The sequence below is a fragment of the Caldicellulosiruptor kronotskyensis 2002 genome (assembly GCF_000166775.1).
GTDB lineage: Bacteria > Bacillota > Thermoanaerobacteria > Caldicellulosiruptorales > Caldicellulosiruptoraceae > Caldicellulosiruptor > Caldicellulosiruptor kronotskyensis.
The window spans coordinates 1,390,035-1,410,334 of record NC_014720.1 but is presented as its reverse complement, the minus strand read 5'-3'; the positions used below and the strand labels follow the sequence as shown (position 1 = coordinate 1,410,334).

Below are 20,300 nucleotides of genomic sequence, written 5' to 3'. Positions count from 1 at the left end.
ACTTATAACACTCCTTTTGACGATGGAATTCTATCATCGATTATCGTACAAGCTTCTTTTAAGGTTCTTCCAATAGCTTTAAAAATGGCCTCGCAAACGTGATGGTCATTCTCACCAGCAAGTTTTTTTATATGAACTGTGGTTTTAGAAGACCAAACAAAAGCTTTGAAAAACTCTACAACCATTTGAGAAGTCATATCTCCAAGCTTCGGTAGCTTAAAATCTACATCAAATGCCAAATATGGCCTTCCTGAGATATCTACTGCTACCATTATAAGTGCCTCATCCATAGGTAAAATAACATGCGCATATCTTTTTATACCTCTTTTATCTGACAAAGCCTTTAAAAAAGCCTGACCCAAAACTATTCCGACATCTTCTATGGTGTGATGGTCGTCAATGTATATATCACCCTTCGCTTCAAGATTAATGTCAAATTTTCCATGATGAGAAAATAACTGAAGCATGTGGTCAAAAAAACCTATGCCTGTTGAGATTTTGTAATCACCATTTCCATCAATATTAAGAATTAGTTTAATATCTGTCTCTTTTGTCTTTCTCTGAACTTCAGCAACTCTTTGACCCATCTTTTGCGTTCTCCTTTTTAAATCGAATGAGATTTTCTGTTATTATATCATTATCTTGAGGCTTGCCCAATGTAATTCTTAAAAGTTTTTTGTCCCCCACCTCAAACTTTTTTACAAGAATTTTCTTCGCAACAAGGTATTCAAATATTCTGTCGGCATACTCATCTACAACTGTCACAAAGTTTGCTTCAGACTGAATAACATAGTAGTATTCTTTGAGTTTTTGTATCATCCTATCTCTTTCATCTTTTATTAGCTGGATGTTATCTTTTAGCTTTTCGAAATTTTCAAGCACCTTGATAGCTATGTTTTGGGTTAAGACATTGACATTATAGGGAGGTTTTACTTTGTGAAGGTTTTTTATAATATTTTCATTTGCAATACCATAACCACATCTTATACCTGCAAAACCTATTTTGGAAAATGTTTTAAGTATAATCGTATTATTGTATCTTCTTACAAACTCTATATAGTCAATATCGCTATATTCACCATAGGCGTTGTCAATTACTATAAGCTTTGAAGGAAATGCTTCTACAAGAGTTTTTAAATTTTCAGCGCTCCATGCAATACCAGTTGGATTATTTGGAGTATCAATAAATATTACCTTTATTCTCTCATTTGCACTTATCTTAGCAATTACCTTTTCAACATCAATTTTCCATTGGGAAGTAATATCAAAAAAACAAAATCCTACGTCAAAAAGTTCAGCAGTTATCCTATACATTGTAAACGAAGGATATAGAAAAAATACATGGTCATCCTGATCACAGCATGCTTGAACAATAAGCTGAATTATCTGGTCTGAACCATTTCCTACAATAAAATTTTCACTTTTTAAATTGTAAAATTTCGCTAAAGCTTCTTTAAGTGGTTGAGAATTGATTTCGGGATAAAAACACAAATTAGGTATGCTATTTTTTAAAGTATCCAAAATTATATCTTTTAACTCTTCATGAAGTTCAAGAAGATTTTCGTTGGCATCTGCTTTAACTAAACATTCTATTTGGGGTGTTGTATAGTTTGAAAAATTTTCTAATCTTTTTTTAAACATCTTCTAACCTCACCTTCAACGAATTTGCATGAAAGAGGAAACCTTCTTTTTGCGCTATGTTTATTGCATGTGGTGCATCTGTCAAAAACTGTTCTTTTGAATACTTTATTAAACTCATTCTCTTGACAAAATCATAAACCCCGAGGGGAGAAAAGAAACTTGCTGTACCAGATGTTGGCAGTACATGATTTGGTCCTGCGATGTAGTCTCCAATAGGTTCAGGGGAATATTCACCTACAAAAACTGCACCAGCGTTTCTGATCTTAAACAACACTTTTTCTGCATCATTGCAACAAATCTCTAAGTGCTCAGGTGCAATTATATTCGCAATCTCAGCAGCCTCAAAAAGATCGTCAACAACTATTATCACACCGTTTTTTTCGATAGCTTCAAAAGCAACTGAGTTTTCAAATCTTGCAAGCATCTTATCAACATTCTCAGAAACCTCTTGAGCCACCTGCAAAGATGTTGTCACTAAAATACATCTTGCCATGGGGTCGTGTTCCGCCTGAGACAGCAAATCTGCAGCAATGTATTTCGGATTTGCAGACTCGTCTGCAATAACCATTACTTCACTTGGTCCTGCTACTGAGTCAATATCTACATATCCAAACAACAATTTTTTAGCAGTTGCTACATAGATATTTCCTGGTCCCACAATCTTATCTACCTTGGGTATAATCTGTGTTCCAAACGCAAGCGCCGCAACTGCTTGAGCTCCTCCCACTTTATAAATCTCATCAATGCCACAAATTTTTGCTGCTGCCAAAGTGTACTTGCTGATACTCTTGTTCTTGTCAGGTGGAGTTACCATTATTATTTTTTCAACGCCAGCAACTTTTGCAGGAATTGAATTCATCAAAACTGTTGAAGGATAAGCCCCTTTCCCACCGGGAACATAAATTCCTACTTTTTCAAGAGGCATAATAATCTGGCCAAGTAACGACCCATTTTTTATATAAAACCAGCTTTCCTCTTTTTGCCTCATGTGATACTCATAGATATTTTTATACGCAGCATTCAAAGCATCTATGAAATCACCATCTTCTTTTTCACATTCAAAATATGCTCTTTCAATCTCTTCTTGGACCACTCGCAGCTCATTCAAGCAAATACCCTTACAATCAAACATCCGGGTGTAGTAAAGCAATGCTTCATCTTTCTTATCTTTTACATCAGAGATTATTCTGCGAACCTTCTGTTCAATTTCTTCCTCGTTTTCCCATTTTCTTATTTTAGCCGTCTCTATGTAGTTTTCAATCTGTTGTTTGCTGGACAAGATTCTCACTCTTCAATCATCCTTTCCAAACGATTTATAATATCATCTATCTGAGTTTTTAATTTTAGACTTGCCCTGTTTGCAATAAGCCGAGCACTAATGTCGTATAGCTTTTCATATACTTCAAGTCCATTTTCCTTCAGAGTTCTACCACTCTCTACAATGTCTACTATCATGTCTGAAAGTCCTAAAATAGGAGCAAGCTCTACTGAACCATTGAGCTTTATTATCTTTACATCCTCACCCCTAACATTTTCAAAATACTCTTTAGCAATGTTAGGAAATTTAGTTGCAATTGTCTTATCAGGCTTTTTCAAAAGAGCTTCGCTTATCCCTTTAGGTCCTGCCAAGGCTACAAAACATTTCCCAATCTTTAAATCTAAAAGTTCGTACACTCTCTTATTCATTTCAAGCAACACATCTTTACCAACAACACCAACATCTGCAACACCATATTCCACATAAGTGGGTACGTCAAAAGGTTTTACCATGAGAAAACGCAGAGAATTTTGAGTGTCCTCGATGATCAATTTTCTGCTTTCCTCAGATATATCAATGTCTACAAGTGATGCTCTTTTCAAAAGTTCAACTGTTTGCTGGGCTAACCTTCCTTTTGGCAACGCTATAGTGATCATTCTAAATCCTCCAAAACATATGTTTTTACGCCTTCTTCATCTATATACATGAATTTTTCAACCTTCATAGCTTTGCTAATAAGAAAGGCTTCTTCTATTTTTGCTGGTACTGTATAAAAGTAAATCTTCTGTTTTTCATTGTCTGTCTTAAGAAGCAGTTTTAATGCCATTTCAAAGTGCCCTTCCTTATATAAAACAAGGCTGTCGTATTGTCTTTCCCTTCTTTGAGCATTTTTTAGTTTCCACTCTAAAATTCTGTCTAAACCAATTGCAAATCCAATGGCATATAATTTGGTACCAAATATTTCACACAAATTATCGTATCTACCACCATTTAGCACAGGATAGCCAAGTTCTTGTATATAACCAGAAAATATTATACCTGTGTAATAGTTTAGATGTTTTACCATTCCAAAGTCAATAGTAATATAATTTTGATAACCCAGTTTTACCATATTATTATATATCTCACTTAGTCTCTCAATCGCCTGTTTAGACATTTCATTATTCGCAAATTTTTTAGCCTCTTTTATCTTGTCCTCTCTACCATAAAGTCTTGTGAGATTTCTGAAAATATCTATCACTTTTTGGGAAATGCCCTTTCGAATCAAAAAGTTTTCAATCCCTATATAGTCCTTCTTGTCAACAAGCTTGCAGAGCACTTCTGAGGAAGCCTCATCAATCTCACAGTCCTTAGCAATTCCTTTAAAGAAATTTACCTCTCCAACATCTATTGTAAAGTTATTCACTCCAAGTTCAAGTAAACTTTCTACCGCAAGCGCTAATACCTCTAAGTCTATATAGAAACTATCAGATGTATGAAAGTTTTCTATGCCTGCTTGAAAAAATTCCCTCAAATCCCCTGCTTCTTGTTGAAGAAACTGATATGCCTTGCCAAAGTAACACAATTTGAGTGGATAAACTTTTGTCTGAAACTTAGCTGCAATCTCTGCAACCTTTGGAGTAAATTCATTTCTCAAGGCAATTACAGTTCCATCGCTGTCCATAAACTTTATAGTGTTGCTGCCATTTAAGTTTTTTGACTTTTCATAATCTTCAAAAGTTGAAGGTTCAACCAATTTGTACCCAAATTTTTTAAATAAAAAGATAGTCCTTTCTCTTACCTCTTCTAAGGTATCAGACACTGGAGGATAGTAATCCACAAACTTTTTGCTCATTTTTTCTCCCTTTCATTACTTTATCATAATGAAGTGATGAATAGATATCATGTTATATTATATTACAAAAGAACTAAAAAAGCAACAAAAAAGTGGAGCCATCATCTTAATCATATAGGGCTCCACTTGTTAAGAAACTTATATGAGATTTTTGCCTTTCATCTGCTTTTCAAGTGCCAAAAATAAAGGTAACCCCAAAAAGTATGTGGCAATTGCCTCTCCCATTCCAATCGATAATACTGTAAAAAGATACCTGATAATTGGATTTAGATTTTTCAACCACTCAATTTTCAAGCTGCCTATAAAATATTGCCATATATAAGCTGATACAACCACAGCATTTACTATAATAGTGGGCAGAGGTAAAAAAGGTTTTTTCTTTATTCTGGTTGTAAGCAGCGCAGCTATTAGTGTTGCAAGAGAACCAAAAATCACATCATATATACCTGTTATACTTACTACCATGCCATATAGGTTTGCTAAAAAACACCCCACAAACAGACCAATAGTAGCTGAAACTGGCATCAAGGCAGGAAGAAGAGTAAGTGCCTCTGATATTCTTATCTGCAATGGTCCATATGATATAGCTGGTAGAAACGCGGTTAAAACAAAATATAATGCTGCAATCAGAGCAGCCCTTGCAATTACCTTACTGTCAATCTCAATTTTCCTTTTCACCTTGTTTCCTCTTCCCTGCCTTCCCATTCATGTTTATGCATACCTGTTATCTTGTACACAACCCATTCGGCTATATTTGTAGAGTGGTCTGCTATTCTTTCTAAATATTTTATGACCAATAAAAACTGAACGCATTGAGAAACTGCTGCAGAATTTTCTTTCATTATTTGCTCAAGTTCATCAATAAGGTTTTGATACATTGTATCAACCAAATCATCACGCTTGACAACAGACTTTGCAAGTTCTATGTCAGAATTTACATACGAATCTAATGCATCTTTTAACATCGAACGAGTAATTTCAGCCATTTTAGGAATGTCAATTAAAGGTTTTACATAATCCTCTTTTGCAAGCTTGAGCGTTATCTGGGAAATATCCTCTGCATGGTCAGCAATCCTCTCAATATCTGTTGCAATTCTCATCGCAGTTATTATAAGCCTTAGGTCACTTGCAAGCGGCTGTTGAGTAGCAATAACAATAGCACATTTTTTCTCTATCTCTTCTGTAAGCTCATCAATCTTATCATCGTTATCTATTATTCTTTGTGCAAGTTCAACATCTTTTGTCTTAAGTGCCAAAATTGCTTTGTCAATAGCCTCTTCTGCCATAGCTCCCATCTTGAGAATATCAAGATGGATTTCTTTGAGCTCATTTTCAAATGTCGGTCTTGTCATATCAAAAGTTCACCTCTCAAAATAATATAATTATCCGAACCTACCAGTAATATAGTCCTCTGTTCTTTTGTCCCGAGGGGTATTAAATATAGTGATTGTCTTGTCAAACTCTACAAGCTCTCCATTTAAGAAAAATCCTGTAAAATCAGAAATTCGAGCAGCCTGTTGCATATTATGAGTGACTATTATTATTGTGTAGTTTTTCTTGAGCTGTTCTAAAAGCTCTTCTATTTTTAATGTTGAAATTGGGTCAAGAGCAGATGTTGGCTCATCAAGCAAAATTACCTCAGGCTCGACTGCCAAAACCCTTGCAATGCAGAGCCTTTGCTGCTGGCCTCCAGAGAGCGAAAATGCACTTTTTTTCAGCCTATCCTTTACTTCATCCCACAGATAGGCTTTTTTAAGACTGCTTTCTACAATCTCATCAAGTACTTCTTTCTTTTTAATACCATGAATTCTTGGCCCATACGCTACATTGTCATATATGCTCATTGGGAATGGATTTGGTTTTTGAAATACCATTCCAATTTTTTTTCTAAGTTGAATAACATCAATCTCTTTGTAGATGTTTTTGCCTTCAAAATATACAGTTCCTTCTATTTTTACGTTTTCAATAAGGTCATTCATTCTATTTAAAGTCCTCAAGAAAGTAGATTTTCCACAGCCAGATGGTCCTATCAATGCAGTTATAGCTTTTTCGTTTATCTTTATGTTTATATTTTTCAGAGCATGGTTCTCCCCATAATATAGATTTAAATCCTTTGTTTCTATTATTACCATCTTGAAGCAACCTCTCCCTACTTTTTGATAGCTACAACTTATATATTTTATAATTATAACATTAAATTCTTGTTTAATGTATGTTAAAACTGTGTTAAATATTATATAATATTCTTTGTGCAATGTAAAACTTTTTATGAGGTTCGCAGGATTGATAAACAAAAATAACTTTTATTAAAATGGTCTTTGTGGCAAAAATTCTACAAAGAAGGGGTTGTGAAATATGTGGAGCATAATTCCAAAAGAAAACCAGTTTTTTGTTTTATTGACAAACGCTGTTGAAAATGCTTATCAATCAGCAGTGATGTTAAATCAACTCCTCAATAACCTTTCAAATATGCAAGAGCTTATCTCAAAGCTTGAAAAAGCTGAAAACAAAGGGGATGATATTACCCACCAAGTGATTGAACTCCTCAACAAAACTTTTATCACACCTCTTGACAGAGAAGATTTGTTTGCAATAATCAAAGAGATTGACAACATTGTCGATTCGCTCGAAACAGTTGCGCATAGGTTTGAAATCTATAATGTAGACACAGTTAAGCCTGAGGCAAAGATCTTATCGGAAATGATCATAAACTGCACAAAAGAATTAAAAGGAGTAGTAGAAAATCTAAAGGATTTAAAAAATACTAAACTCATAAAAGAAAAAATAATAGAAGTAAATAGAATTGAAGATGAAGGTGACATTGTGTACAGAAATGCAATTAAAAAACTTTTTGCTGAAAATAAGGACAAGCCTATTGAAGTAATCATTTGGAAAGAAATTTTTGGCTTTTTGGAAGACACACTTGATGCGTGTGAAGATGTAGCAAATGTAATAGAAGGGGTTGTGACAAAAAATGCATAACATACCACTTAATTTACTTTTAATAATCATTTTAGCTCTGACTTTTGACTTTATAAACGGCTTTCATGACACGGCAAATGCTATTGCAACATCAGTTTCAACAAGAGTGTTAACACCACGCACTGCCATATTTATGTCAGCAGTTTTTAACTTCTTTGGTGCAATGATAAACACAGAGGTTGCAAAGACAATTGGCCATGGAATAGTTGACCCGAGATTTGTTACACAAAACCTTGTGCTTGCGGCTGTAATAGCAGCAATTGTATGGGATTTGATTACATGGTGGTGGGGAATACCTTCTTCCTCATCACATGCAATAATTGGTGGTCTTGTGGGTGCTGCAATTGCCGCAACAAAATCACTTGCCGATATAAATTGGATAGGATTTGTCAAAAAGATTGTTCTTCCTTTGATTGTCTCTCCTATCTTAGGTTTTGTTTTTGGATACCTATTTATGATGATTCTTTACATATTGTTTGCCAAAGTACATCCAACAATTGTGAATAGATACTTTTCAAAGTTCCAAATACTCTCTGCAATGTGGATGGCATATAGTCATGGTTCAAACGACGCCCAAAAATCCATGGGAATAATAACCATGGCGCTGGTAGGAAGTGGAATTTTAAATGAGTTTGTTGTACCTGACTGGGTTAAATTTGCCTGTGCTCTCGCCATGGCTTTGGGTACATCAGTAGGTGGCTGGCGAATAATTAAAACAATGGGAATAAAGATAATAAAACTTGCACCAATAAACGGCTTTGCAGCAGAAACTGGTGCAGCACTAACAATCCAGTTTGCAACTCATATTGGTGCACCAGTTTCCACCACTCATGTCATCTCATCCTCTATTATGGGGGTAGGTGCATGTAAAAAGTTTTCAGCTGTTAGATGGGGGGTTGCAAGAAATATTGTTATTGCATGGGTTTTGACAATTCCAATGTGTGCTCTCTTGGGAGCTATCATTTCTATACTAATCAGCTGGATAGCATAACTATAAATAAGGCTGGCCTATTGATGTGGGTCAGCCTTTTTTACAATTGGAATTGTTACCGTAAACTCACTGCCTATACCTTCCTGGCTTTCAACCCAAACTTTTCCTCCATAAAGCTCTACTATGTGCTTTACAATAGAAAGACCCAAGCCTGTGCCTCCAAACTTTCTGGACCTTCCTTTATCCACTCTGTAAAATCTTTCAAATATCCTCTCAACTTCCCTTCCAGGTATTCCAATTCCTGTGTCCTTAACCTTTATAACAATTAAGTTATCTAATTTCTCTACAGTCACCCATACTTTCCCATTTTCTTTGTTATAAACAATTGCATTATCTATTAAATTTATAAAAATCTGCTTTAGCCAATCGCGATATATGTTCATCTCAAGACCCTCTTGGACCTTTATATCAAGTTGAATATTCTTCTTCTCAGCTTTTATTTTTAAAAGTTCGATAATCTCAAGCACAACTTCTTTAACCACCACTTTTTCTTCTAAAATGGGCATTGCCGCATTCTCTATTTCCGAAAGATAGAGAAGATCATTTATAAGTCTCACAAGCCTTTCTACCTCAACCTCAATAATGTTGAGAAACTTAATAGCAACATCTTTATCATCAATTGCACCATCTTTAAGTGTTTCTACAAAACCCTTTATTGAAGTAAGTGGTGTTTTGAGTTCATGCGATACATTTGCCACAAAGTCAGACCGAATTCTTTCTAACTTTTTCAAAAAGGTAATATCACTTAATATTAAAAGTATACCTTCTTTATTGTCTTCATATGAAATTTTCTTCTTATTTATTTTCAGAAACTTTGTTTTATTATTGATACTAATTTCAATCTCCTTTTCATTTATATCCTGTTGGAAAAGAAACTCGAAAAGTTCATATACTCGGACGCATTCAAGTAAACTTAATCCAACTTTGAGGTTAGTTTCAAGAATGTTTTCTGCTCCCCTGTTGAACGTAAGTATTCTTTTATTCATATCAAAAAAGATTATACCAATGTCTAATGAGTCTAAAAGAGAAGTGAGCCTTTTTCTTAATATATTAGATTCGCCAATCTTTTCCTCCAAAAGCTGATACATCTTTGAAAAGCTGAGACTAAGCCATCTGAAATCTTTTGGACTTTTAACATCTTGAATGCTAAATTTTTCCAGTCCCTCTGAAATAAGCGAAATCAGGCCTTTTAACGGTTGATATAAAACAGATGAGATTCCTATTGCCAAGGCTATACCCAGAAAAATACACATCACTGCAAATTTTAGAGTATTTAATAAAACCTTTTTTAAGATTGTGTCTACTTTGTCAAGAGGAACTGAAACTCTTATAAACATTAATGTATTGTAAATTTTAACTTTTTTTGCTGCATACAAAAAGTAATGCCCCAGTGTTTTGCTCCTTCTCATCGAAAACTCTACTTTTCCAAAAACTCTATTGGCATTTGCAATCTCTGGTCTTTTTAAGTGATTTTCCATTTTCTTTACATTTGCTTCAGAGTCGTAAAGAACAACCCCACTGCTACCAACAATAGTTACTCTAAAATCGCCTTTGTTATAGATATTATTCAGTTTATCAACACCAAAAGAATAAATGTATTTTTCAACTTCATTTATTTTAGCAACAAGCCATTTTTTGTTTTCATCTATATATATGTTTTTATAAGTCTCATATGAAAGAATTCCTTGAAGAAGTGTTATAACTACCACAACTAATATAGTATAACCAAAAAGCTTCGACCTCATGCTTTACTCAGACCTTTCATTAAACCTGTAACCTACGCCTCTGACTGTTTCTATGTATCGTGGATTTTTCTCATCGTCTTCAAGTTTTCTTCTCAAAAACCTTATATGCACATCAACTGTTCGTGTATCTCCATCAAACTCGTATCCCCATACCCTTTGCAAAATAAAGTCTCTGTCCAACACCCTGCCTCTGTTTTCGATAAGAAGCTTCAAAAGTTCAAACTCTTTGAACGAAAGAGGTACATCCTGATTATTTTTCTTAACTGTTCTTTTCGAAAAGTCCACTTCTACATCTCCAAACTTGACCTTATCTTCGACCTCAGGCTTTAAACTCTCTACTCTTCTCAAAAGTGCCTTTACTCTTACAACCAGCTCTTTTACACTAAAAGGCTTTGTTATATAGTCATCTGCGCCAAGCTCAAGCCCAAGTATTTTATCAATCTCTTCAGATTTTGCAGATAACAAAATCACTGGCAAATTTTTTGTATCTTTATTAAATCGAATCTCTTTTAAAACTTCATATCCGTCCTTGTCACTCATCATAATATCGAGTATAACAAGGTCAACTTTATTATGCTTTAAAATCTCAAGTGCTAATATGCCACTATCTGCCTCAAATGTATTATATCCTTCTTTTCTGAGATTAAATTTAAGAAGCTCAAGAATGTGCTGCTCGTCATCAACTATTAGAATATTTTTCATTTACCTTCTCACCATCCTCAAGATTGCAACCATACTACCCAAATTTTCTGGCTTTCTGTAGTCTCTTCTGTACGAAAAGAATATATCTACATTCTCATACGTACACATATCACAAGATATTATCTGACAGGTCTTAATACCATTTTTCTTCAAATCAAGAAATATTGCTTTTTTCAAATCGACAAAAAGACCCTCTTTAGACTCCAAACAAACCTCATCTCCAAATTCTCTCAAAAACATCTTGTAAACATCTTCACCCACCTCAAAATGTCTTTTACATATCCCTGGCCCGATCGCCACAAGTAAATCTTCAGCAATAGAAAAAAATTCTTTCTTCAGAACCTGGATGGCATTTTCGGTTATATGCAGCAAAGCCCCTCTCCAACCAGAATGAACCAGAGAAATTACCCTTTTCTCTGTATCGACAATATAAACAGGAAAACAATCAGCATGCATCGTTATAAGTGCAATTTCAGGGATATTTGTTATAAGTCCATCTGCCTCTGCTTCTTGATTATATTCAAAAAAGTCAAATCCTCTTTCTACAATTATTATATCATTTTTATGCACCTGTTTTGCATAGAAAATATTTCTATGGTCTATTTTTAAAGCCTCAAAAAGAATATGAAAGTTTTTGTCCACTTCATCTTTCTGTGCAGTCCATTTATAGCTCAGATTGAAACTATCATTTCCACAACCCTTTCGTGTTGTGAAAAAACCCTCTATACCATATTCTTCAAATTCGCTTATTCTAAATATCTCTATACCATTTATATTCTCTTTTACAAATCCCATCTTTCCCCTCCAGTCAAAAATTTAAAAAAACAGCAACCCTTCTTTCAGGGTTGCTTTAACTTTTCTTGGGTACCTTTTCCCAGTCTTTCAAGAATCTTTCGATACCAACATCGGTCAGAGCATGTTTTGTCATCTGCTCTAAAACTTTAAATGGCACTGTTGCTATATGAGCACCTGCTTTTGCAGCTTCAATGACATGTATAGGATGTCTTATACTTGCTGCAATTATCTCTGTTTTAATATCAGGATAATTCTTGAATATTTGTACAATCTCCTTTATAAGCTCAATACCATTTTGCCCAATATCATCAAGTCTTCCCACAAATGGCGATACATAAGTTGCTCCAGCTTTTGCTGCTAAAAGTGCTTGAGCTGCTGAGAAGATGAGTGTAACATTTGTCTTAATACCTTCTTTCGAAAGAACTGACACAGCTTTGAGCCCCTCTGCAGTCATTGGAATTTTAATAACTATATTTTTATGAATCTTTGCTAAATCTCTTGCTTCCTCAATCATACCTTCTGCTTTAAGAGAAATTACCTCTGCAGAGATTGGACCATCTACAATTGAACAAATCTCATTAACTACTTCTTTGAAATCTCTGCCCTCTTTTGCAATCAAAGACGGATTTGTAGTAACACCACAAATTATTCCCCAAGAATGAGCTTCTCTTATCTCATTCACATTTGCAGTATCAATAAAAAGTTTCATTTCTGACAACACCTCTTTCTTTTAATTTTCTTCGTATTAATATTTTATAGCAATTGCTGTATAATTACAACCTACTTAACATGCTTTTCAGAAAACCTCTTGCTGCCCCTACAAGATATAAAGAACCACAAATTATGACTGCATCATCTTCATTACACAAACCTAATGCATATTTAATTGCTTCTCTGAAATCTGGTACAAACTCAACACCACACTTATGCGAAATCTCAAGAGCTTCTTTTTCAGAAAAAGCTCTCTTTTGGGAAGGAACAAGAGTAAATATAACCCTTTGCGCCACACTCTTTATCAACGAAATCATCTTTTCATATTCTTTGTCCTTTAAAATTCCTACAACAGCCACAATCTTCTTATCATTTAAGTATATTTTGCAGTTTTCTACAAGCACTTTCATCCCATCTACATTGTGCGCACCATCTAATACAACCAAAGGTGTATCTATCAAAACCTCAAACCGACCGTTCCAGCGAGCATTCAATAGCCCTTTTATTAACGCTTCAGTTTTTATGTCATATTTTTCTTTCAAACATTCATACACATAAACACAATTTAGAGCATTTTCTACCTGATGTGTGCCAAGTAGCTTAATCTCAAGATTTTTATAAATTCCTTTTGGAGTAACACAATCAAAAACAATTCCTTCCAGTGTGTTCTTCAATACATGATAATTTCTTTCTACCTCGATTAGCTGAGCATTTTGCTCCTTGCACACTTTCGAAATAACCTCTTTTACCTTTTCATATCGCTGAAGTGCCAGTATTACTTTGGTATTTTGCTTTATTATTCCTGCCTTCTCGAAAGCAATTTTTTCAATTGTTGAACCTAAAATGTCCATATGATCAAAACCTATTGATGTAATTACGCAAATTTCAGGGTTTTCTACTACATTAGTTGCATCAAATCTTCCACCAAGTCCAACCTCAAGAACAACAAAGTCTACATTTTTTCTTTTAAAAAACTCAAAACCAATGGCAGTTACAACCTCAAACTCTGTGGGATGTGAAAAACCTTGTCTTATCATCTCTTCAATTCTTTCTTTTACAAACTCTGTAATACTGGCAAGTTCTTGATTGTCTATTGGTTGATTGTTGAGTTTTATCCTCTCGTTAAAAGATTCAAGAAAGGGTGAGGTATAAAGCCCCACCCTAAAGCCTGCCTCAATCAACATCTGATTTATAAAAGCACATGTGGAACCTTTCCCATTCGTGCCCGCAACGTGAATAACCTTTAACCCTTTTTGAGGATTCCCCATAAACTCAAGAAGTTTTGTTATATTCTCAAGACCAAGCTTTGTACCAAATTTATAGGTTGAATGAATAAAATCTAAAGCTTGTTCATAAGTCATGAGCATCTTTAACATCACCTGAGACTTTCTAATCTTTCTATCTGCTGTACAACTGAAAGAAGCATCTGCTTGTATCTCTCGTATTTTTCTTTTTCTTCATTTACAACCTTTTCAGGTGCTTTTTGTAAAAAGTTTTGATTGTTCAGCAGTTTCTCAGATCTCTCAACCTCTTTTAAAAGTCTTTCCTTTTCATCAAGTAGTCTTTTAAGCTCTGCTTGAACATCAACTATTTCTTTCAATTTCACATACGCAACTCCCCAAGACAGTACTAAAGCTACGCTATCTTCTGGAGCTTCATTTGAGATTATAACCTGATCAAAATTTGCAAGTCTTTTGACGTAAATCTCCCATAAGCTCAATTGATTTGCCATTGAAAGGTCATCAGTCTTTATATATACCTTAGGCTTGATATCAGGCTTGATGTTTTTCTCTAATCTCAAATTTCTCAGACTTCTTATGAGTTCTATAAGTTTTTCAACCATTTGAATGTCTTCAGTAAATTGATATCCCCTTGGCTTTGGCCAGGTTGCTATCACAAGACTCTCTTCAACATGTGGAAGGTTCAAATAAATTTCCTCTGTTACAAATGGCATAAACGGATGCAATAGTTTCAGAACATTTGTTAATACTGTCAACAGTACATATTGAACTTCTTTATTGTTCTCGGCTTCTTTATTGTAAAGTATTGGTTTAGACATTTCAATATACCAATCGCAAAATTCATCCCATATAAAGTCATATAACTTTTGAGCAGCAATCCCAATTTCAAACTTTTCAAGGTTTTCTGTAACTTCGCTGATAAGTGTATCAAGCCTGGAAAGAATCCATCTTTCGGTAAATGTAAACTTGCTTTCATCAGGTTTAAAACTTGTGTCAATGTCAAGGTTCATGATCACAAATCTTGCAGCATTCCAAATCTTGTTTGCAAAGTTTCTATTAGCTTCAACCTTTTCCATATGAAATCTTGTGTCATTTCCAGGAGATATACCAGTGACAAGTGTAAATCTGAGCGCGTCAGCACCGTACTTTTCTATTACCTCAAGGGGATCTATACCATTGCCCAAGGATTTGCTCATCTTTCTCCCCTGAGCATCTCTTACAATACCGTGTATCAAAACATACTTAAAGGGTTCTTTACCCATATGCTCTAAACCAGAAAAAATCATCCTTGCAACCCAGAAGAAAATGATATCATATGCAGTTACCAAAACATCTGTTGGGTAGAAATACTTCAGGTCTTCTGTCTCCTCAGGCCAGCCAAGCGTAGAAAATGGCCACAGAGCAGACGAAAACCAAGTGTCAAGCGTGTCCTCATCCTGATACACGTTGGTAGAACCGCATTTTGAACATACCTTTACTTCTTCTCTGCTGACCATCATATTTTCGCAATCACGGCAATAATAAGCAGGAATTCTGTGCCCCCACCACAGCTGTCTTGATATACACCAGTCTTTTATATTCTCCATCCAGTTAAAGTATATCTTTTCAAATCTTTCAGGTATAAATTTAATCTTTCCTTCCTTCACAACTTTTATTGCAGGCTCTGCTAAAGGTTTCATCTTGACAAACCACTGTTTTGAGACAAGAGGCTCTATTACAGTTGAACATCTATAACAGTGTCCCACATTGTGAGTATAGTCCTCTTCTTTCACAAGAAGACCAAGATCTTTTAAGTCCTTTACAATATTCTTTCTTGCTTCATACCTCTCCTGCCCTGCATATTTTCCTGCATTTTCGTTCATATACCCTTTTGTGTCTATCACCTGAACCATTGGAAGGTTGTGTTTTTGCCCAATCTCAAAGTCGTTCGGGTCATGGGCAGGAGTTATCTTTACAACACCTGTTCCAAATTCCATGTCAACATAATCGTCTGCAATTATTGGTATTTCTCTATTCACAAGAGGAAGCACAACTGTCTTCCCAATCAAATGCTTGTATCTTTGGTCATTAGGGTTTACTGCAACGGCAGTATCACCCAGCATTGTTTCAGGCCTTGTTGTAGCCACAATCACATAGTACGAATTATCTTTTGCAGGGTATTTTATATAGTAGAGCTTTCCTTTTTTCTCTTCATATTCAACTTCGGCATCAGAAATTGTAGTGTGGCAGGTTGGACACCAGTTAATCATCCTCTCGCCTTTATATATAAGTCCTTTTTCATAAAGTCTTACAAAAACTTCTTTTACAGCATTTGAAAGTCCTTCGTCCATTGTGAACCTTTCTCTGTCCCAGTCACAAGATGCCCCCAGTTTCTTGAGTTGTTCAATAATCCTGCCACCATATACTCTTTTCCACTCCCACGCACGCTCTAAAAATTTCTCTCGCCCTATCATCTCCTTCGTTAAGCCTTCTTCTTTCATATTTTCAACAATCTTTGCCTCTGTTGCAATGCTTGCATGGTCAGTACCAGGAAGCCAAAGTGCACAGTATCCCTGCATTCTTTTGAACCTAATAAGAATATCTTGGATGGTATTGTTCAGTGCATGGCCCATATGTAACTGCCCTGTAATATTTGGAGGTGGAATAACAATTGTAAAAGGTTTTTTTGAATAATCAATCTTTGCATGGAAATACTTTTTATCAAGCCACATTTTGTAGAGCCTGTCTTCTACCTCTTTCGGATTATATACTTTTTGCACTTTCACATCCCCCTTAAAATGTTTTTATTTCATATTTTATATTATTTCAATTTTAATTTTGTTTCAAACTTTGTGTTAGGAATATTAATTTGGTGGGTATAAAGTAATTGTAATTTAAAAAATTAATTTTTACAAGGGAGGGTCTTAATCAATGATTAAAAGAGGAAATGTATACAAATGTGAAGTCTGTGGAAACATAGTAGAGGTTTTGTATGCGGGTGGTGGCCAGCTTGTATGCTGTGGACAACCTATGACGCTGCTTGAAGCTAACACAGTTGATGCAAGTTTAGAAAAGCATGTCCCTGTTATCGAAAAGACAGAAGAGGGCATCTTGGTCAAAGTAGGTGAAGTTGCTCATCCAATGGAAGAAAAGCACTACATTATGTGGATAGAACTTATTGCCGACGATAAAGTCTACAGAAAATATTTAAAACCAGGTGATGAACCAAAGGCATTGTTTGAGGTCTCGGCTGAGAATGTAGTGGCGTATGAATACTGCAATTTACACGGATTGTGGAAAAAAGAATAATAAACAATAGGGGGTTGCATAAAAATCTTTTGTTTTTCTTCTTATATTTGCAACCCCCTATCTTTTTCATGAAAGCTTATTTTGAAAGAAGTCTTTTTGTCTCTCTTGCAATCATAAGTTCCTCATTTGTAGGAACTATTAAAACCTTTACCTTGCTCTCAGGTTTGTTTATTTCAAAAACCTTGCCTTTTTCTACATTGAAGTTTCTTTCTCTATCGTACAGAACACCCATATACTCTAAATCAGTCAAACATTTATCTCTCACAAGAGCGTTATTTTCACCTATTCCAGCAGTAAATATTATTGCATCTACTCCACCCAAGACTGCTGCGTACTCACCAATATACTTTTTAACCCTGTAACAGAACATGTCAATTGCAAGCTGTGCTCTTTCATTACCCTCATTTGCAGCTTTTTCTAAATCTCTAAAGTCACTGCTCACACCTGATATACCAAGCACACCCGACTTTTTATTCAGAAAATCATTCATCTGTTTTACATCCATTTTTTCTTTTTCCATAAGATAGAGTATCACAGCAGGGTCAATTGTTCCGCTTCTTGTTCCCATTGCAAGACCAGCCAAAGGAGTAAATCCCATGCTTGTATCAACTGATTTTCCGTACTTTATTGCACATACACTCGAACCATTTCCAAGATGACATGTTATAAGTTTTAACTCCTCAAGAGGTCTTCTTAAGTACTCTGCAGCTTTAATTGCAACATATTTGTGTGATGTTCCATGGAATCCATATTTTCTAATTTTATATTTTTCATACACCTCATATGGAAGCGAATACATATACGCATATCTTGGCATTGTTTGATGAAATGCTGTATCAAATACAGCCACATTAGGTTTCCCAGGAATCTCTTTTTCACATGCTTCAATCCCCATTAAATTAGCAGGATTGTGAAGAGGCGCAAGTTCAATACATTCCCTTATTGCTTTCTTTACCTCTTCATTGACAATTACCGCATCACTAAAATATTCCCCGCCATGAACAACCCTGTGACCAATTGCATCAATTTCATCCATGGAATGGATAATACCAGCTTCTTCATGTGTAAGCATCTCTAACACAAGCTTAATAGCAACATTGTGATCATTTATTTCCTGTTCTTTTACAATCTCTTGACCATTCTTTTGATGTCTAATAAATGCCCCCGGCAAACCAATCCTGTCAACAACACCTTTACAAAGAGCAACCTCCGTATCAGTATCAATAAATTGATACTTTAAAGATGAACTTCCTGAATTTAATACTAAAACCTTCATTTCCACATTCCCCTTCTATCAATAATTTATTTCATCATAGCCTGTACAGCAGTAATAGCAATAACCCCCACAATGTCTTCAGCTTTGCAGCCTCGGGACAAATCATTTACAGGTTTTGCTATTCCCTGGGTAATAGGTCCGTACGCTTCTGCTTTTGCAAGCCTTTCTGTAAGTTTGTATGCAATGTTGCCAGCATCCAAATCAGGGAAGATTAGAACATTTGCTTGCCCTGCAACAGGACTTCCTGGCGCTTTCAGCTTTGCAACAGAAGGAACTATTGCTGCGTCTGCTTGAAGTTCGCCATCTATTAAAATGTCTGGTGCTTTCTCTTTTGCAATCCTTGTTGCCTCAACAACCTTGTCAACCATCTCAGACTTTGCAGAACCTTTGGTTGAATATGAAAGCATTGCTACTTTTGGAGTTTTACCAACTAAAGCTTCAAAGCTCTTTGCAGATGTAATAGCTATATCAGCAAGCTCTTCTGCTGTTGGATTTGGATTCAAACCTGCATCAGCATATACAAAAACTCCATTTTCACCATATTCGCAGTTTGGTACAACCATAATAAAGAAGCTTGAAACAAGTTTTACCCCAGGTGCAGTTTTTAATATCTGCAGAGCCGGTCTTAATGTATCTGCTGTTGAGTGAATAGCACCAGACACCATACCATCTGCCAAACCTTTGTACACAAGCATAACACCAAAATACATCGGGTCTTTCATAAACTTTTTTGCATCTTCCAGTGTTATACCCTTGTTTTTTCTTAGTTCATAAAATTCATTGACAAATTCATCAAATCTATCAAAATTGTCTGGGTCAATAAAAATAGCTTCATCTACATTTGCATCAAACTTTGCTGCCTCTTTTTTTATCTCATCTTCTTTGCCAATCAAAACTATCTTAGCTATCTTTTCTTTCAAAGCTATAGAGGCAGCCTTTAAATTTCTTTCTTCGTAGCTTTCGGGTAGTACAATTGTTTTTATATCTGATTTTGCTTTTTCTATGATTGTATCAATAAATGCCATTTTTTAATACTCCTTTCGTTTATTATTTGACATATTGCACCTTATATATTATAAAACAAATTGTATCTTGTATACAAGAATTATTTTACTTTTAAAATAAATTTCCGCCTTAAAATACTAAACAAAAGTTTGAAGAATGTATGTTTTTGTGTTATAATTATCTCAAAATAATAATGCTTAAAGAAGGGGAAATAAGTATTATGAAAAAACAGCTTACAAAAAAGCAAGAGGAAATATTAGAGTTTATCAAAAAGAGAATCAAGGAAAAAGGCTACCCTCCTGCGGTGAGGGAAATTTGTGAGGCAACAGGTCTGAAGTCTACCTCAACAGTCCATGGTCACCTGACACGACTTGAAAAGAAAGGTTATATTAGACGCGACCCATCCAAACCAAGAGCCATAGAAATAGTAGATGAAGAATTTTATGTTCACAGAAATGTTGTTCAACTTCCTCTTGTTGGAAAGGTAACAGCAGGTGAACCAATCTTAGCAGTGGAAAATATAGAAGAAACTATGACCCTGCCGTACGACCTTGTTGGAACAGAAGATGCATTCTTACTCCGAGTTAGGGGAGATAGCATGATTGAGGCAGGAATTTTCGACAATGATATAATAATTGTCAGAAGACAAAATGTAGCTGAAAATGGAGATATTGTTGTTGCCTTAATTGATGATGAAGCAACAGTAAAAAGATTCTATAAAGAACACGACCATATAAGACTTCAACCAGAGAATAAGGCTATGGAACCAATTATCGTCAAAGACGTAAAAATCCTTGGCAAAGTAATAGGACTTATCAGGAGGATGTAGCA

At 35.2% G+C, this 20,300-nt stretch carries 20 protein-coding genes; 4 read left to right on the top strand and 16 right to left on the bottom strand.

Going from position 1 to position 20,300, the window contains the following annotated elements; genetic code table 11:
- Positions 1–2: 2 nt before the first annotated feature.
- The 8 genes from hisB to pstB all read right to left on the bottom strand — a co-directional run bounded on the left by hisB (position 3) and on the right by pstB (position 6,865).
- On the bottom strand, positions 3–587 hold the full coding sequence (gene hisB, locus CALKRO_RS06265; RefSeq protein ID WP_013430206.1) for an imidazoleglycerol-phosphate dehydratase HisB: 585 nt from the start codon (positions 585–587) through the stop codon (positions 3–5).
- Positions 568–1,641 carry a histidinol-phosphate transaminase gene (hisC, locus tag CALKRO_RS06260; RefSeq protein ID WP_013430205.1) on the bottom strand — a complete coding sequence of 358 codons (1,074 nt, stop codon included), beginning with the start codon at positions 1,639–1,641 and terminating at the stop codon, positions 568–570. Before hisC ends, hisB begins: the two co-directional genes overlap by 20 nt.
- Positions 1,634–2,929 (bottom strand): histidinol dehydrogenase, encoded by a 1,296-nt coding sequence (hisD, locus tag CALKRO_RS06255; protein WP_013430204.1) that lies wholly within the window; start codon positions 2,927–2,929, stop codon positions 1,634–1,636. Before hisD ends, hisC begins: the two co-directional genes overlap by 8 nt.
- Positions 2,926–3,555, bottom strand: coding sequence for an ATP phosphoribosyltransferase (hisG, locus tag CALKRO_RS06250; protein WP_013430203.1), 630 nt, complete (start codon positions 3,553–3,555; stop codon positions 2,926–2,928). The genes hisD and hisG overlap by 4 nt, the downstream gene beginning before the upstream one ends.
- Complete coding sequence (locus CALKRO_RS06245) at positions 3,552–4,733, bottom strand: ATP phosphoribosyltransferase regulatory subunit (protein WP_013430202.1); 1,182 nt, start codon at positions 4,731–4,733, stop codon at positions 3,552–3,554. Before CALKRO_RS06245 ends, hisG begins: the two co-directional genes overlap by 4 nt.
- Positions 4,734–4,871: 138 nt before the next feature.
- Positions 4,872–5,438: a QueT transporter family protein gene (locus tag CALKRO_RS06240; RefSeq protein ID WP_041741618.1), complete on the bottom strand. Its 567-nt coding sequence runs from the start codon at positions 5,436–5,438 to the stop codon at positions 4,872–4,874.
- Positions 5,408–6,085, bottom strand: coding sequence for a phosphate signaling complex protein PhoU (gene phoU / locus CALKRO_RS06235; protein WP_013430200.1), 678 nt, complete (start codon positions 6,083–6,085; stop codon positions 5,408–5,410). Before phoU ends, CALKRO_RS06240 begins: the two co-directional genes overlap by 31 nt.
- A gap of 30 nt (positions 6,086–6,115) precedes the next feature.
- Positions 6,116–6,865 (bottom strand): phosphate ABC transporter ATP-binding protein PstB, encoded by a 750-nt coding sequence (gene pstB, locus CALKRO_RS06230; RefSeq protein WP_013430199.1) that lies wholly within the window; start codon positions 6,863–6,865, stop codon positions 6,116–6,118.
- Positions 6,866–7,088: 223 nt separating this feature from the next.
- On the opposite strand from pstB, the gene CALKRO_RS06225 reads away from it, so the two are divergent.
- Positions 7,089–7,715, top strand: coding sequence for a DUF47 domain-containing protein (locus CALKRO_RS06225; protein WP_013430198.1), 627 nt, complete (start codon positions 7,089–7,091; stop codon positions 7,713–7,715).
- The gene (locus tag CALKRO_RS06220; RefSeq protein WP_013430197.1) at positions 7,708–8,706 is read left to right on the top strand and encodes an inorganic phosphate transporter; all 999 of its coding nucleotides are present in this window, start codon (positions 7,708–7,710) and stop codon (positions 8,704–8,706) included. Before CALKRO_RS06225 ends, CALKRO_RS06220 begins: the two co-directional genes overlap by 8 nt.
- A gap of 17 nt (positions 8,707–8,723) precedes the next feature.
- Here the strand turns inward: CALKRO_RS06220 and CALKRO_RS06215 are convergent, their stop codons facing one another.
- The 6 genes from CALKRO_RS06215 to CALKRO_RS06190 form a co-directional block, all read right to left on the bottom strand.
- A complete protein-coding gene (locus tag CALKRO_RS06215; protein WP_013430196.1) occupies positions 8,724–10,451 on the bottom strand; it encodes a sensor histidine kinase in 1,728 nt (575 codons plus the stop codon).
- 3 nt (positions 10,452–10,454) lie between these two features.
- The gene (locus CALKRO_RS06210; RefSeq protein WP_013430195.1) at positions 10,455–11,153 is read right to left on the bottom strand and encodes a response regulator transcription factor; all 699 of its coding nucleotides are present in this window, start codon (positions 11,151–11,153) and stop codon (positions 10,455–10,457) included.
- Complete coding sequence (gene pgeF / locus CALKRO_RS06205; protein ID WP_013430194.1) at positions 11,154–11,948, bottom strand: peptidoglycan editing factor PgeF; 795 nt, start codon at positions 11,946–11,948, stop codon at positions 11,154–11,156.
- A gap of 55 nt (positions 11,949–12,003) precedes the next feature.
- Complete coding sequence (fsa, locus tag CALKRO_RS06200) at positions 12,004–12,657, bottom strand: fructose-6-phosphate aldolase (RefSeq protein WP_013430193.1); 654 nt, start codon at positions 12,655–12,657, stop codon at positions 12,004–12,006.
- 64 nt (positions 12,658–12,721) lie between these two features.
- Entirely contained in the window at positions 12,722–14,035 is a 1,314-nt protein-coding gene (locus tag CALKRO_RS06195) for a bifunctional folylpolyglutamate synthase/dihydrofolate synthase (protein WP_013430192.1), read from the bottom strand.
- Positions 14,035–16,659: a valine--tRNA ligase gene (locus CALKRO_RS06190; RefSeq protein WP_013430191.1), complete on the bottom strand. Its 2,625-nt coding sequence runs from the start codon at positions 16,657–16,659 to the stop codon at positions 14,035–14,037. Before CALKRO_RS06190 ends, CALKRO_RS06195 begins: the two co-directional genes overlap by 1 nt.
- 151 nt (positions 16,660–16,810) lie before the next feature.
- Here CALKRO_RS06190 and CALKRO_RS06185 point away from each other — a divergent pair, with 151 nt between their 5' ends.
- Positions 16,811–17,188 carry a desulfoferrodoxin gene (locus tag CALKRO_RS06185; RefSeq protein WP_013430190.1) on the top strand — a complete coding sequence of 126 codons (378 nt, stop codon included), beginning with the start codon at positions 16,811–16,813 and terminating at the stop codon, positions 17,186–17,188.
- Between the two features lie 76 nt (positions 17,189–17,264).
- On the opposite strand, the gene CALKRO_RS06180 is transcribed toward CALKRO_RS06185, so the two are convergent.
- Both CALKRO_RS06180 and pta read right to left on the bottom strand, forming a co-directional pair.
- Positions 17,265–18,464: an acetate kinase gene (locus CALKRO_RS06180; protein ID WP_013430189.1), complete on the bottom strand. Its 1,200-nt coding sequence runs from the start codon at positions 18,462–18,464 to the stop codon at positions 17,265–17,267.
- Positions 18,465–18,490: 26 nt separating this feature from the next.
- Positions 18,491–19,489, bottom strand: a complete 999-nt coding sequence (gene pta / locus CALKRO_RS06175; protein WP_013430188.1) for a phosphate acetyltransferase — start codon at positions 19,487–19,489, stop codon at positions 18,491–18,493.
- 200 nt (positions 19,490–19,689) lie between these two features.
- On the opposite strand from pta, the gene lexA reads away from it, so the two are divergent.
- Positions 19,690–20,298, top strand: coding sequence for a transcriptional repressor LexA (gene lexA, locus CALKRO_RS06170; protein ID WP_013430187.1), 609 nt, complete (start codon positions 19,690–19,692; stop codon positions 20,296–20,298).
- The last annotated feature ends 2 nt before the right edge of the window (positions 20,299–20,300 follow it).